We start from the raw sequence: 13,711 nt of genomic DNA on the forward strand, positions 1-13,711 counted from the left end.
CCAGTCATCTTCCTGGGGCCGGAACCACTTCCTCCTTAATAAATCTGGTGGATTTTTTCCCAACTTTAAATTGTTTCAATCCGATAATGGAATTATACACTTCTTCAACATCTCAATCTGATAACGGGTTCAAAGCTTAAGTTTCCCTGCACAGGAGGAGTTTTTTCGTTTAAACATTCAAACCTTATCTTGATTGGTGCCATTTTGATCCGATTCTTTAGATCCAATCCTTCAGATTCAATTCTTTAGATCCAATCCTTCAGATTCAATTCTTTAGATCCAATCTTTCAGATTCAATTCTTTAGATCCAATCCTTCAGATTCAATTCTTTAGATCCAATCTTTCAGATTCAATTCTTTAGATCCAATCCTTCAGATTCAATTCTCCAGATTCAATCCCACAGATCCGATACTTTTAATACTTTATAATGCTGCTTTCTTCTAATGTCTGCCGGAATACGCACATACCTGGAACTTATGAGGTACGGAAACTGCCTGATGGCAGGTTTTGCAGCCGTAATAGGAACTTTGATAGCCTTTAATATCCTGACTTCCGGACCTTTAAGTTCAAATTTTACGGGACCTTTCCCTTTTCTTGATGCAGGTTTTGTGTTTCTGGTAGTATTCCTGGTTTCAGGTGCAGGAAACGCTATCAATGATTATTTTGACATAAAGATAGATTCCATCAACCGTCCGGAAAGGCCCATTCCCTCCGGAAGAGTGCAGGCAAAAGAAGCCCTTTACTTTTCTTACCTTCTGTTTGCCGCTGGAACTCTACTGGCTTTCTCAATAAATTCGATCTGCGGGTTAATCGCCCTTTTTAACTCCCTGCTCCTGATACTGTATGCAAAAACTCTTAAAGGCACCCCTCTTCTGGGAAACCTGAGCATAGGTTACCTTACCGGTTCTGTTTTTCTCTTCGGAGCTTCGGTTTTCGGGCTTGAAGGGCTTAAAACTCTTTTCGTACTTTTCCTGCTTGCAGCTCTTGCCATTACGGCCCGGGAAATCGTTAAGGATATCGAAGACATGGAAGGGGATAGGCTGGAAGACGCAGACACCCTCCCTCTCAGGATCGGGGCAAAAAAAGCAGGCTATCTTGCAGTGCTCATTGGGCTCCTTGCCGTACTTTTAAGTCCTCTCCCGTGCGTTATGTCCATCCTTGGCCTGCGCTACCTTTACCTGGTCTTGCTGGCAGATCTGGGCTTTCTTGCAGCCATTGTCCAGCTCCTTGTGAAAAATAACCCGACAAAGTCCTCCAAGATGTTCAAAATAGCCATGTTTTTTGCGCTAATCGCTTTCATTGCCGGTGTATGAACTACATAAATTCCCAGATCCTGCCCTTATTTTCTTCTCCTTTATTTCGCAGGGTCTGTGGCTTCAACAGATGGATTAAGAGCAGGTACGGAAACAGGCAGAGAGAAACAGGTAGACAGTTTGACAGGCCCAGGTTAGCAGATAGGCCTCTTTCCTGCAACAAGTTCCATGGAGAAGGAATGAATATTTTCGAGTTCTTTTTCTATAACTTCTGCAGCCTCTTTTTCTACTTCGCCTGCTGCGCCTTTTCTCATAATCAGCTGGGCAGTTGCAATCTGGGGCTGGTCAATCGGGGTTCCGATTTCACTGAGGAGCCAGACATATACCTCGGAGACATCTGGGACCTGATTGTAAATCTCGGCTGCGATCCTGTGGGAAAGGAGGTTGTAGATCTTTCCGATATGGCTTACGGGGTTTTTCCCTGCTGCAGCTTCACTGCTGACCGGGCGGTTTAAGGGAATTATCCCGTTTACGCGGTTTCCACGCCCCACCTCTCCGCAGTCCGCGTCTTCTGCGGAGGTTCCGGTAACCGTTGTATAAATTCCTTCCATTCCCCTGCCGGGAATGTCCAGGGTGTTAAGGGAAGCAGTTGGTTTTACACACATACAGGCTTCGAATTCGGCTCTTTCTTTTTCTGCAAACCCGGCAGCAAACTCTTCTATCCGGTCATGCAGTTCTATTTTCTTTTTGAAGTAATCCTCTTCGGATTCGACAAACCTGTCTACAAGAGGAGTAGCAACCGTGAGGTGGACATCCTCTTTGTGCCTTAGCCCCATGACTTTTATGTCTTCCCCGGACTCCGGGCACTCTTTCTTGAACTCTTTTGAGTTAAGGTAGCGCTCGGTTTCGAGTACCAGCCTTTCTGTAGGGCTCAGAGGCGCATACCCTACTGCTGCGGAAGTATCGTTTGCCCCTAGAATATTTCCTCCCCTGCTGAAAATATCCGTAAGTTCTGCAGAACCCCTTTTGAGTTCCACCTGGTAAATGACGCTTTCAGGGTCCACAAAACGGAGGTTCTCTGAAAGCCAGTTCTTTGCAGTCTCGACCGCAAGCCCCGGAATATCGAGCTCAACTCCTTCGTATTCGAAGGTCGCCCTGTCCCCTATGATCAACCTCATAGGGCTTACAACTCTTCCACCTCTGAATTTTCCTTCCACCTGGCCTGCAACAAGCATACCCTTGTCTATGTTGTGATGGAGGATGGTTCCGAAGGTCTCAAGGTATTTCTGGCTGAGATTCACGGAAATCTGTTCCATGATAGCATCACAGATATAGTCCGGATGCCCGAGCCCTTTTCTTTCAACAACCTCTACCTTCTGGCGGTAAACTTCCGAAGCTTTTAACTCTTCTACAACAATATTTCTCAAACTCTTTCCCCCGGATCGCCCTTCAGGGCGTGGCAGATACTTTATCGATCTTATTTATGTATTTGAAGACAGCGTATGTTGTTAAAAATTCCCCTCAGTGAAGTTTGGATTTTCGGAGAGACCGGATGGGTTCTTCAGTGAAGGTAAGGTCTTCAGTAAAGATAGGACATTCAGTGAAGATATTGGTGAACACAGACTAACGGCAGGTCAGTTTAAAAGACATGTCAGTTAAAAGACATGTCAGTTGAGAAAGCCCCTTGAAAAAAACTAAAAATCCAGGGCGGTTAGGACCTGAATCTGTCTGTGTTAAGCCCACTGCGCCTGTTACGGAGTTCTTCAGGTCTGTTAAATAAATTCTGCTTCTTCCGAATGGCTTTTTTTCTTTTTATCCGCTTCCCCTTTTTCTTTTTCTCCTTCCGGAGAATGCTTCAGGTACTCTTTGATCATCATTGGAAAGGTGTTTGCGGGCACGAAACGAACTCCAAGTTGCTCTGCCCATTTTTCGATTCCGTAGTCGCTTGCAACGACAGCTGCATCAAGTTCTTTGGCAAGGATCAGGACATCAATATCAGGAGCACTGTCAAGAATTCCATACCTGAGAGCTGCTCTGTACTTATTCCTGAATTTGCCTATTATCCCGCCAATAACTTCCCTTTCTACCTCTTCCCTGTATTCTTTTTTCTTGTTTTGAGGATTTTCCATGAAAAGGCATTCTGTTGCTGCCTCCCATATTGCATCTTCTGCAACCCCCATTCCCCGGTTAATCCTTTCTCTCATGTAGGAGACATATTCGTGGAAGATCTGGGAGGTTACATCAACTCTATAGCGGTCAGGAGCTTTTTTCACAAGCCAGGTATCTATCTTTGCCGTCACCTCTCTGTCACAGCCGTTGCGACTTGCAAATTCGTACATCTCCTTGTATACCGATGGATAGGGAACATAACAACTGATCCCGAACTGCAGGCGAGCGTCGGCTATAAGGTCAAGTATCGCTTTCATCCCCTCACAAAGAGATGTATAACCCATAACCTCCCGTGTCTGCAGATCCGTTAGTGCTGTGGTATCCAGCACGAATCTCTGCTTGAGCATTTTTTCGAGTCCTTTTATGTCTTCTTTACCCTTCTTATGTATTGATCAAGGAGCAATAAAATTCTTTGTCTTATTATTTCTTCTTCCTGCTCTTTGCGTGTTGCCCTTTAATCTGTTATCCATAACTTTGATGCTTGTAATCCTCTTATCTATCCGTAACTACGATGCTTATATATCGTTCCCTTATCCATAACTATTATTTATGTTATTATTCACAGGATTTTGATCAAAATGAATAACTGTATATACTCTTAAAACCTATATTTACATAGGGAAGTTTAAACCAGAAGCTAAAAAGCGGTTTGAAACATATTTTGTATATTGTTTTCTCGGATTGTTCTTGCTTTGGGCGTAAAGTATTTCCGGGAATACATTTTAAAAAAAATAAATATGTTTATTCTTCTTATCGCTTTTGTTCCCGTTTGGGCTGGACTTCTCAGGCTGATATGCCGGCAGCTTATGTTATCCGGCAGGGTGAAAATTTCGATTGAAGGTGTGAAAAGTACTGAGCCGGAGTGGAAGTTCTGGAAAATATCCCGGTTCGGTATAAAATGGATAAAACAGGCTAAAAATGGGGAATCAAATGAGTGCAAGCACGGAGAGTTTAAAACCTTTTGTAGGCTCAGCGCAGGGTTTTGTCAGGAATCCTCTTAGGAAGGGAGGCAACACAATGAAAGAGTATTGCAATATCTGTGGTCGGGAATTGCTGGAAGACGTGCTGGTTGTGGACACCAGTCTTGATATGAAACCAATCCCATTCAAGGACGTTCACGGGGATAAGTCCGATCTGATATGCATTGAATGTGCAATTGATTCGGTTGAGAACCCGCCCTTCGTATGTACCAGGTGCGGACAGCCAATAGAGTTTAATGAAAAATTCTATGTATTTAAGGAAGCAACTACAAAGCCGGGTGGTCCCAAAGTAAATTTCAAAGAAACGTGCCTCGATGACAAATACATCTGCAGCACATGTTTCGAAGAGATTATGAACCCTGAGTACGAAAAAGAGGAAGTTTGAACAGAAAGCCTGACAGGTAGAATTCTGTTCTCCGCTCCCCCCGAAGTTCTAATCACGGGTAAATAACGAGGGGTAAAGAGCCGGGCTCAACTACCCTATAAATCACTGTATCCTAAAAAAGACAGAACTGATCTTCCGGTTCTGTTCCCCAGCTTTTTCTTAAGCTTTCTTCTCTTTTTTTATTTTTTTAATCGTCCCTCTGTTTCTTCATTCCATCCATTTTCCTACTCTTCTTCTCTTTTTAATTTCCTTGCTCTTCTTCTCTTTTTAATTTCCTTGCTCTTCTTCTCTTTTTTATTTCTCGTACTTTTTTCTATTTCTTTTATGATTCTGCTCCCCTCAGTCTTTGTTTACTGCATTAATACAAATTTTTCACAATCCTGAATCTGCAGATGAATGAATTTTAATTCAATGAAGACATAAATATTGATTTAATAATAGCATAAAGTATTGTTATCGAAAAAACCATATATTTTCCAAAACCTGAGAAGGATTCTATTCCTGAATTTAATTCATTAGCTCATTATTTCAGGGGGTAATTGATTGGACGAGAATTATGTGTTTGAAATTGAAGATGCGACTTGGGGACAGCAGGTAGAAGATTCTGAGAAGCCCGTTATTGTAATGTTTTACAGCCCTACCTGCCCGTATTGTAAAGCTATGGAACCATATTTTGCGGAGTATGCAAAGGAATACAGAGCTTCGGCCATTTTTGCCAGAATAAATATAATAGTAAATCCCTGGACTGCCGAAAGATATGGGGTCCAGGGCACGCCCACATTCAAGTTTTTCTGCCACGGAAAACCGGTATGGGAACAGGTAGGCCAGATTTACCCTTCCATCCTGGGGAACGCGATCAGGGACATGATCCAGTATGGGGAGGAATGCATAAGAAAAACCACTCCAGTAGGGCAGGACATCACGGGATATGTATAATCCTGGTCAGATCGAAGGTTTCCTGTGCTCCTTTAAAGGTTTCCTATTCTCTTTTTTCCCTCTTTTTTTCCTGTATATTTCTTTTTTGACCAGCCCACACTCGTCAAAAGTGGTATGGACAGTGTTGAAGATGCTGAAGGTCTTGCTCGTGGATGTGGCTGCATACAGGGCAACTATGATTGAAATCTGGTACTTGATTGCAAGGATTGGGCTTGCCCCCCGAGGATTTGCCCTTTCATCATCCCGGGAAGGAAGACAACCCCTGCAGTTGCAATATTGGCGAGCGTAGGCCTGAGTGCGGAGTGAAGGCATTTCCGGTATAGGGCATTAGGGCTTCATACCTGCTTGCCCCGAGAGAGGCAGTAAAGGTATCTGTTTTCATTTCTGCGGATATCCGTGTAAGATTCTTGCCCACAATATTTCCCCTGAGCGAGTTCCCGAGAATCAGGCTTCCTATGGGGATCAGGTGGCGGGCTTCCAACAGGTTCCCAAGGTCAAACACGAATTCGTTGAAGTAGAGCAACACGCTTAAATTCGCTATTGTAAAGGAAAGTATAACCGGTAAAAGCAGTTTTTCCATTTTGAGTTCGACGTTGCGTATGGATGTGTAGCTTGCAACTGTAACCATTCCCAGAACCCATGCCAGGTTCAGAGCTCCATTGTTCAGCTCAAAAACATAGGTCAAAAAATGCCCGCTATCCTCAGCTGGACTGTCATGCGAGCAACTGCATTTATAGTTCTTCGGGAGATATGGAGCTTTATCCTGTAACTGATTGCCAGAGGAATCACAAGCAGTAGAAAACAGAGTATCAGGGAAGGTATCGGTATATGGGGCTTGCCATCTGAAAATTCCTCTTTTGATTTTTATACTATTCTTTTCATTCAGTTCTTTATCTCTCTTTTGGATTCAACCCATTCTTTTTCCTGTAGATGTTTTTTCAATCAGGTCCACTGTTTCCTATGGTCACAATCTCTACTCCGTCCCTTTTCCATTTGCGGTCGTGAGATATTATAAAGAGAGTCCACTGGTCATGTTTTAGAAAGTAGTCAGCAACCTTTTTTTGAGCCCGCATTGAGAGCCGAAGTTGCTTCGTCAAGCAGGAAAATCACTCTTTCAAGCAGCAGGGCTATCAGAACCCCTATCCTTTGCTTTTCCCCTCCGGAAAGGGTTTCAAAGTCTTATTTTTTTCCGATTCGGTCTGTAAGAACGAATCTCCTCAAGCAAGTCCTTTACAGACCCTTCTCCCAGGTCCGTATCCTGGGAAACATAGGCTACCTCTTTTCGGACCTGCCAGGCTACCTGAGGATTCAGAGTCTTTCTCATGTAATAGACCGAGCCTTCTGAAAGCTTTTCAAACCCCAGGAGTATTTTGAACAGGGTTGATTTACCGGTTTCTGATTTCCCTTTCAGCAGGATTTTTTTCCCTTTCGGAATACAGAGAGAAAAATTAGAAAGCACTTTTTTGCTTCCGAAATGTATACTGGCATTTTCATACCTTATTCACCCTGCATTTTTTTCCCCTGATTTTCCTGCTTTCTTAATATGTTTCTTGCATCCCTCCTATTCATTTCTGATATTTCCTCACAGGTTTTTGCTTTTTTCTTTCCTTTTTGTAGAAAAGTTTTCTTTCCTGCAGCCCCAATAAGAGAAAGTTTATCTATACAGAGGTGTTCTCATAAATCAATTCGTATCAACGGTTCCATATAATTCCTGCAGCGCGGATACATTTAAAATAAAATGCTACGCATGGCTTGCTGACCATAATGCGCATATCAGTCTCTTGCAGGTTCAAGTTGCAGGCATCAATTATAAGCGTCTAACTTTACAGACCTTCTCATGCCTGAATACTTATTTCAGCACATTTACGCATTAACATAATTACCTTTTAATATATACACATTTTAATATAATCACTCTTCAATATATTTATGCTTTTAATGGAGTTATGTCTTATAATCTTGTAACTATGAGGAAAAAAAATGGACTTTGAAGCTTCTGCTAGGGATCTTACAACTCCGGTCAAAGGGGCAAAGATAGTTCCGAATATGTCTGTGGATGAGCTTGTGAGGGAGTACGCCGGTTGTGCTTTTGGAGCAGGCAGGCTGGCTGAAGCCGTTGATATCTATTATGAGATGCTGGCTTCAGAAAAAACTACGAAGTTTTTCGGGCTTGCAGGGGCGATGACACCTGCAGGTATGAGGGGTATTATTGCAGACCTGATTCGTGATGGGCATATCGATGTGCTTGTCACAACCGGCGCCAATATGGTGCATGATACGGTCGAGGCTCTCGGCCTTCACCACTATAAAGGGTCGGACTGTGCAAACGATATCCAGCTCAGGCATGAGTGTATCGACAGGATCTATGATGTTTACCTTCCTGACCAGCACTTTACCGACCTTGAAGAATTTTTACAGAGCGTCTATGCAGGGCTTCCGCAGGAAAAACTCTCTATCAGGCAGGTCCTTACCGAGATCGGGAAGAATTTGGACGATGACTCTTCCATCCTCAAAACCGCAGCTGAAATGGGAGTGCCGGTCTATTGCCCTGCGCTTCAGGACTCGGTTATAGGGCTTCAGGCCTGGCTCTATAAGGAAGGAAACCTTCTGCATGTGGATGCTTTTGCGGACATGCACGAGTTCATGGAAATCTGCTATGAGGCTGAAAGTGCAGGCGCTATGCTGCTTGGAGGAGGAGTTCCAAAAAACTATATCCTGCAGTCCATGCTTGTAACTCCCAAGTCCTTTGACTACGCAATCCAGCTGACAATGGACCGTCCGGAAACCGGAGGACTTAGCGGGGCAACCCTTGACGAAGCTCAGTCCTGGGGAAAGGTTGGGGAAGATGCAAAATCAGTAACTGTGTACGCAGATGCAACAATCACTCTCCCACTTATCGTTTCCGCTGTGCGGACGCGCCTTTCAAAGAGATGATTTGATGGAAAGGAATACCTGTATGATCCTTGCTCTGGACGTAACCGACAGGGAAGAAGCGCTGAAAATTGCAGAAGACGTCTGGGAATTCGTGGACGCAATAAAGGTAGGCTACCCTCTCATACTTGCCACAGGGCTCGGGATTATCAGGGAACTTGCCGAGTTCGCTCCGGTAATAGCCGATTTCAAAGTTGCCGATATCCCCAACACCAACCGCCTTATCTGCGACCAGGTCTTTGAAGCCGGAGCCGATGCAGTCATCGCACAGGGCTTTACAGGCAGGGACAGCCTTGATGCCTGCATTGAAATCGCTTCCGAATACAGAAAGGACGTCTTCGTTGTGAGCGAAATGAGCCACCCCGGCGGTGCCGATTTCATGCAGCCGGTTGCAGAAGCAATTGCAAAAATGGCGCTTGAAGCAGGAGCTTTCGGGCTTGTCGCCCCTGCTACCCGTCCCAAAAGAGTGAAGAAAATCAGGAGAATCATCGGGGACAAACTCACAATCATCTCCCCCGGTGTGGGTGCCCAGGGCGGAAAAGCCTCGGACGTTATTGCTGCCGGCGCAGACTGGGTGATAGTGGGTAGGAGCATCTACAAGGCAGAATCCCCAAAAGAAGCTGCCAGGCAGATTGCCGAGGAAATTCAGGCTGAGCTCCGGGGAGAATACTGAAAGGATATTTTTCTGGAAGAGGCAGCTTTTTTAAAATACACTTCTAATCTCAATTACGTGCCTGTGATGAAAAATCTGGCTGATTTCATGATGAGCCCTATGAGTTCTGAGGCACCTGTTAAATATTTTCAATATTTAATGTAAATCTCAGTAGCAACCCTCTATATTGGAATAAAATGTAGCCCATAAGCGCTAAGAACAAACTATTTTTAAGAAGTGATGGTACTGTGTTTTGTAAAAGCAATCTGCAATGAAAACTCACCAAAAACACAGGCGATCTCAACTAGAATAAACTACACACCCACTTTCCATTATGTTTAATTATTCTTGAGGTACTTTTTTTTGAGCTTCCCAGCCTCCTGTAGAAAGTGTTTGGAAAGGGACCTTCGAAAATGGGCTGAAGCTGCGGAGTTCAACCTTATGGGCTCTCTGCGAAGACCACGCGAAAGACTGTCGAAAGTAGGATAATACAAGCTGGAATTCTAGAGTCTACGTTTTGTCTTCGCCAGGGACATGATTCTTTAAAATGCATGAGACATTATCAGGATTTAGCATTACCAGAAAAAGAAATCAGAGATATTAATAATCAATTGACAACGTGGAGAATTTTGAAATGAAGTCTTAGATCTAATCAGAAATGTCTTGTGACCTAATACTTTTGTAATTGATAAATGAGCAACCGGAAAAAAATTCGATAATTGTAGATCTTCGTAAGTTGTACCAGAAAATCCCATAAGAATTAACTTGAACATTAAGCATTTGGAAGGGAAATGATAGCTGTTTGTGATATGTAATTTTCTGATTATTCATTTGATTTTCATGTTGGGAGATAGTGTTTCGTAATTGAATGATAACTTTTTAAATCTGTGGCTCATAGAATATTAAAGATTATCTGCTATCTTATTCTCTTCCAAATTTAACTAAATTATTACAATCAAAGCGTACTTAGATTTCACACACAATTATATATTTATATAAATTAAAATATGATCTTTTATTGTTAGTGATTGCAGGAATATAGTAAAATAAACTCATGGTCACAAAAGGGAATCCAAAAAGGGAATATGAACGCTAAAGTGGAACAAACCCCAGCAACGAATCAAAATCTTGTTCTCAGTGTAGATAATAATGGTACTATTATTCACTCAAATGAAGCGAGTGAGCCTATATTAAAAGAATGGGGTGTAAGTGTAGGAGAAAAACTACCTTCGAGTATCGTAGATCTTGTACAAAGGGTAATCTCCCGAAATAGCCCTGAGAAAACTGAAGTTAAAGTGGGAAATAAGCTATATTTGGTTGTTTTTTCTCCCTTACCTGAAGAACAACGCGTAAGTATCTCTGGATTCGATATAAGTGACCAGAAAGAATTCGAAAAGGGTATGGTAAGTGAAACTCGAGAGAAAGCAGAACGGGATACCTTGGTGGAAGAATTAAGGAAGAGCGAAAAGAAGTACCGCACTCTCTTCGACACGATTGACGAAGGCTTCTGTGTGATCGAAGTGTTGTTTGATGAAGCAGACTGCCCTATTGACTACCGCTTTCTGGAAATCAACGCCTCTTTCGAGAGGCAGACAGGCATCAAGAACGCTGTTGGGCGACGGATGCGAGAGATTGCCCCCGAGCACGAAGAGCATTGGTTTCAGATCTACGGGAACGTCGCCCTAACGGGCGAGCCCGTACGCTTCGAGAATCCGGCTATTGCTCTCGGTCACTTCTACGACGTCTACGCCTTTCGCACCGGCGATCCCGATCACCGGCGGGTAGGTATCCTCTTCAACGACATCGCCAAGCGCAAGCGGGCAGAGGAGATGCTGCGGGAGAGCGCGGAGAGGCAGGCGTTCCTGCTGCAGCTCTCCGACGCCCTGCGGCCGCTCTTCGATCCTATCGAGATCCAGGCGGTGGCAACCCGCGTCCTCGGCGAGCACCTGGGCATCGCCCGCGTGGCCTACGGGGAGGTCACGGATGATGATACGTTCATCGTCTTCGAACGCAACTACGTCGCGCCTGGCGTCCCGTTGGTCACCGGTAGGTTCCGGATGGCCGACTTTGGTCCGAGCCTCCTCTCTGCGCTAAAAGAGGGGCGCACCATCGTCGTGCCGGACCTCGCATCCTCGACCGAACTTTCGGAGGCTGAACGGTCGGGATACGCGAATCTTGGCATTGCCTCCCTGATGGGGGTGCCGCTGGTCAAGGGCGGCCGGTTTGTGGCGGAGCTCGTCGTCCATCATACTGCCCCACGACAGTGGTCTCCAGCGGAGGTAGCACTCATCGAGGAGACGGCTGAGCGTACTTGGGCGGCGGTCGAACGGGCAAAAGCCGAAGAAGCTTTGAAAGAGAGTGAAGAGCGTTTTAGAACACTTAGTGAAACATCCCCAATTGGGGTAGGTGTGAGCTCAGCAGAGAGCAAAATTATTTACACCAATCCTGCATATGATCGGATTTTAGGTTATAATCCTAGCGAGCTTATCGGTAGGAACTCCACGGATGTCTATTGGAACCCCGAAGAGAGAAAGTCATGGTGTCGTACTTTGAAAGATAAGGGAGTAGTCCGGGATTTTGAGACAAAGTTCAAGAAAAAGGATGGTACGCCAGTTTGGGTTTCCATAAATACTTCACCTATTTCCTTTGGGGGCAGGAAAGCAGCGATGGGTACGATTCAGGATATCAGCGAGCGCAAGCAGGCCGAGGAGGCGCTACGCGAATCAGAACTAAAATTCCGTACCTTATCAAACACTTTAGAAGAGAAAGTTAAAGAACGTACAGTTGAGCTTGAGAAAGCTTATAAGTTTTTGCAAGAAATCGATATTATTCGCAAACAGGAAATTCACCATCGCATTAAGAACAATCTTCAGGTTATTTCTTCCCTTCTCGACCTTCAGGCTGAAAAGTTTAGAGGCAAGAAGAATATTGAAGATTCAAAAATTCTGGAAGCTTTCAAAGAAAGTCAAGACCGTGTCATTTCTATGGCTCTTATCCATGAGGAATTACACAAAAGTGGAGAAATCGATACTCTTAACTTTTCTGCATATATACACGAACTTTCTGGTAATTTATTTCTCTCCTATAGGCTTGGAAATGATGGCATAAGCCTGGATATGGATATAGAAGAAGACATTTTCTTTGATATGGATACATCTGTTCCACTAGGTATGATCGTTAATGAACTTGTCTCCAATTCTCTAAAACATGCATTTTCTGACAGGGATAAAGGAGAAATTAGAATTAAGCTCCACAGAAAGAAAAATAGAGAATCCGATATAGAAGACTGCTGTATCGCTTTCATTCTGTCTGTTTCAGACAATGGTATAGGTATTCCAAAAGATCTTGAAATCGAAGATATTGAAAGTCTGGGGCTTCAGTTGGTAACTACTCTCATAGACCAGTTAGATGGGGAACTTGAGCTGAAAAGGGATGATGGGACTGAGTTCATTGTTAGGTTTTCTATCACAGAAAGGGATAATCAGGCAAATTCTCCAACACAACAGTTTAATGAGTTTTGAGGTACCTATTAAATATTTTTTAAATTTAATATAAATTCCAGCTGCACACTTTCGTAGGAAGATTGAAACACTTTAACCTAATTTAGAAAATAAGAAGTAAATATATTTATAACTAAATTCAGGTCTTCAAATACCCTAATTATTTTTTGAAGTAAAATTCTTACTCTGTCAAGTCTACGGAAGCTAAAGAATTTTTCCAGCTACGGTTAAACGTAAAAATGCCCATCCTCCGCCAACCGGACAGAACTTCAAATACTTTTTGGTAACTGAATAATTGCCCAACAATTTTTTCTTTTCTATTTATCACATAAACTTTTTTTCCATTAGGAGTTACTGTATCTCCGTAAGAAAATATTCCTACATGTATCGTGGCAATAACAGTAAGTTATTGTGTCTATAATTGAAACAATGTTATAAACAGAGTCAGTCACATATACTCTTTTTCCGTCTACAGTTGCTGCAAATGCCAAATATGTTAAAATTCCATTCTCCAGCAGAAAAATCTACTTCATTTGACATTCGATCCACAATTTCAGAAATCATGGGGTCTGTGCAGTCATTGATGCTTTTGCATTGGAGGCAAACCAGATGCGCGTGTGGCTCCATATTGGGATCAAATCTGGCCTGATCTTTCTCTAAATTGAATTCCTGGATCAAACCTACCTCTTTCAAGATTTGAACAGTTTTATATATTGTTGCAAGACTGACTGTTGGATAGACCTTCTTGACCTCGCTATAAATTCTCTGAGCCGTTGGATGGGCATGATTGTGGAGAACAAATTGACCGATCGCTATTCTCTGGGGTGTAGCCTTGTATCCTTTTCCGCGCAGAGCTTTGATTATGAGTGGGTCTGAGTCCTGAAGGTTACTCATAGTTTATTATT

At 43.4% G+C, this 13,711-nt stretch carries 11 protein-coding genes and 1 pseudogene; 6 read left to right on the forward strand and 6 right to left on the reverse strand.

The annotated features are described in order from the left end of the window. Positions 1-443: 443 nt before the first annotated feature. Complete coding sequence (locus MA_RS04995) at positions 444-1,313, forward strand: geranylgeranylglycerol-phosphate geranylgeranyltransferase (RefSeq protein ID WP_011020999.1); 870 nt, start codon at positions 444-446, stop codon at positions 1,311-1,313. 134 nt (positions 1,314-1,447) lie between these two features. On the opposite strand, the gene MA_RS05000 is transcribed toward MA_RS04995, so the two are convergent. Further along, a complete protein-coding gene (locus MA_RS05000; protein WP_011021000.1) occupies positions 1,448-2,680 on the reverse strand; it encodes a methionine adenosyltransferase in 1,233 nt (410 codons plus the stop codon). 345 nt (positions 2,681-3,025) lie between these two features. Continuing rightward, on the reverse strand, positions 3,026-3,769 hold the full coding sequence (locus tag MA_RS05005; protein ID WP_011021001.1) for an RNA ligase partner protein: 744 nt from the start codon (positions 3,767-3,769) through the stop codon (positions 3,026-3,028). Positions 3,770-4,352: 583 nt separating this feature from the next. Between MA_RS05005 and MA_RS05015 the strand changes: the two genes are divergently transcribed. Together MA_RS05015 and MA_RS05020 are read left to right on the forward strand one after the other, a co-directional pair. Then, positions 4,353-4,787 (forward strand): hypothetical protein, encoded by a 435-nt coding sequence (locus MA_RS05015; RefSeq protein WP_193589515.1) that lies wholly within the window; start codon positions 4,353-4,355, stop codon positions 4,785-4,787. Between the two features lie 543 nt (positions 4,788-5,330). Beyond that, entirely contained in the window at positions 5,331-5,723 is a 393-nt protein-coding gene (locus tag MA_RS05020) for a thioredoxin family protein (protein ID WP_011021003.1), read from the forward strand. Positions 5,724-5,896: 173 nt separating this feature from the next. Here the strand turns inward: MA_RS05020 and MA_RS05025 are convergent. The 3 genes and pseudogenes from MA_RS05025 to MA_RS25095 all read right to left on the reverse strand — a co-directional run bounded on the left by MA_RS05025 (position 5,897) and on the right by MA_RS25095 (position 7,182). Continuing rightward, a pseudogene (locus tag MA_RS05025) lies at positions 5,897-6,512 on the reverse strand (ABC transporter permease). Between the two features lie 149 nt (positions 6,513-6,661). Continuing rightward, positions 6,662-6,820: a hypothetical protein gene (locus MA_RS28415; protein ID WP_226990928.1), complete on the reverse strand. Its 159-nt coding sequence runs from the start codon at positions 6,818-6,820 to the stop codon at positions 6,662-6,664. A gap of 74 nt (positions 6,821-6,894) precedes the next feature. Continuing rightward, positions 6,895-7,182: an ATP-binding cassette domain-containing protein gene (locus MA_RS25095; protein WP_052279111.1), complete on the reverse strand. Its 288-nt coding sequence runs from the start codon at positions 7,180-7,182 to the stop codon at positions 6,895-6,897. A 521-nt stretch (positions 7,183-7,703) separates the two neighbouring features. On the opposite strand from MA_RS25095, the gene MA_RS05040 reads away from it, so the two are divergent. From MA_RS05040 to MA_RS24390, 3 genes are all read left to right on the forward strand, one after another. Beyond that, positions 7,704-8,657, forward strand: a complete 954-nt coding sequence (locus MA_RS05040; protein WP_011021005.1) for a deoxyhypusine synthase — start codon at positions 7,704-7,706, stop codon at positions 8,655-8,657. A 4-nt stretch (positions 8,658-8,661) separates the two neighbouring features. Further along, a complete protein-coding gene (gene pyrF, locus MA_RS05045; protein WP_048065013.1) occupies positions 8,662-9,327 on the forward strand; it encodes an orotidine-5'-phosphate decarboxylase in 666 nt (221 codons plus the stop codon). A gap of 1,064 nt (positions 9,328-10,391) precedes the next feature. After that, entirely contained in the window at positions 10,392-12,827 is a 2,436-nt protein-coding gene (locus tag MA_RS24390) for a PAS domain S-box protein (protein WP_052279112.1), read from the forward strand. Positions 12,828-13,250: 423 nt separating this feature from the next. Here MA_RS24390 and MA_RS05055 read toward each other — a convergent pair whose 3' ends face one another. Continuing rightward, positions 13,251-13,700, reverse strand: a complete 450-nt coding sequence (locus tag MA_RS05055) for a Fur family transcriptional regulator (RefSeq protein WP_011021008.1) — start codon at positions 13,698-13,700, stop codon at positions 13,251-13,253. Positions 13,701-13,711 lie beyond the last annotated feature (11 nt).

It is taken from the genome of Methanosarcina acetivorans C2A (genome assembly GCF_000007345.1).
In the GTDB taxonomy this organism is placed as follows: Archaea; Halobacteriota; Methanosarcinia; order Methanosarcinales; family Methanosarcinaceae; genus Methanosarcina; species Methanosarcina acetivorans.